This window comes from Pseudomonas sp. Sample_24 (assembly GCF_004307605.1).
Classification (GTDB): Bacteria; Pseudomonadota; Gammaproteobacteria; order Pseudomonadales; family Pseudomonadaceae; genus Aquipseudomonas.
Genome location: NZ_RCNW01000048.1, coordinates 1 through 1,293, shown reverse-complemented (window position 1 = coordinate 1,293; position 1,293 = coordinate 1). Strand labels below are relative to the sequence as shown.

1 protein-coding gene is annotated in these 1,293 nt (G+C 61.0%); it reads left to right on the top strand.

The features are described from left to right. The coding region (locus D8V06_RS02435) for an NADP-dependent isocitrate dehydrogenase (RefSeq protein ID WP_177434331.1) at window positions 1-1,293 on the top strand (1,293 nt) is incomplete at both ends.

Below are 1,293 nucleotides of genomic sequence, written 5' to 3'. Positions count from 1 at the left end.
ACAAGGTCAAGGGCAGCGCCGTGAACCCGGTTCTGCGTGAAGGCAACTCCGACCGTCGCGCCCCGCTGTCGGTCAAGAACTACGCGCGCAAACACCCGCACAAGATGGGCGCCTGGGCTGCTGACTCCAAGTCCCACGTTGCGCACATGAGCACCGGTGATTTCTACGGCAGCGAAAAAGCTGCCCTGATCGACGCCGCTGGCGCCGTGAAGATCGAACTGATCGCTCAAGACGGCACCACCACCGTCCTGAAAGAAAAGACCACCGTTCAGGCTGGCGAGATCCTCGACTGCGCCGTCATGAGCAAAAACGCTCTGCGCGCATTCATTGCCGCTGAAATCGAAAGCGCCAAGGCACAAGGCGTGCTGCTGTCGGTTCACCTGAAAGCGACCATGATGAAGGTTTCCGACCCGATCATGTTCGGCCAGATCGTTGCCGAGTTCTATAAAGACGCACTGGCCAAGCACGCTGACGTGCTGGCACAGATCGGCTTCAACCTGAACAACGGCATCGGCGATCTGTACGCTCGCATCAAGGCCCTGCCGGCCGAGCAGCAAGCGCAGATCGAAGCCGACATCCAGGCGGTCTACGCCGTTCGTCCGTCGCTGGCGATGGTCAACTCCGACAAAGGCATCACCAACCTGCACGTGCCGAGCGACGTCATCGTCGACGCCTCGATGCCGGCGATGATCCGTGACTCCGGCAAAATGTGGGGCACCGACGGCCAGCTGCACGACACCAAGGCTGTGATCCCGGATCGCTGCTACGCCACCATCTACCAGGCGGTGATCGAAGACTGCAAGGCCAACGGCGCCTTCGACCCAACCACCATGGGCAGCGTGCCGAACGTTGGCCTGATGGCGAAAAAGGCCGAAGAGTACGGTTCCCACGACAAGACGTTCCAGATCAAGACCAACGGCGTTGTCCGCGTGACCGACACCAATGGCACCCTGCTGCTGGAACAGTCGGTTGAAGCCGGCGACATCTTCCGCATGTGCCAGACCAAAGACGCGCCGATCCAGGACTGGGTCAAGCTGGCCGTCAACCGTGCTCGCGCAAGCAGCACACCAGCGATCTTCTGGCTGGACCCGATGCGCGCCCACGATGGCGTGGTGATCGAGAAAGTTCAGGCTTACCTGAAGGATCACGACACTGCCGGTCTGGACATCCAGATCATGGCGCCGGTCGACGCGATGAAGTACACCTTGCAGCGCACCCGCGCAGGCAAAGACACCATCTCGGTGACCGGCAACGTACTGCGCGACTACCTGACCGACCTGTTCCCGATCATGG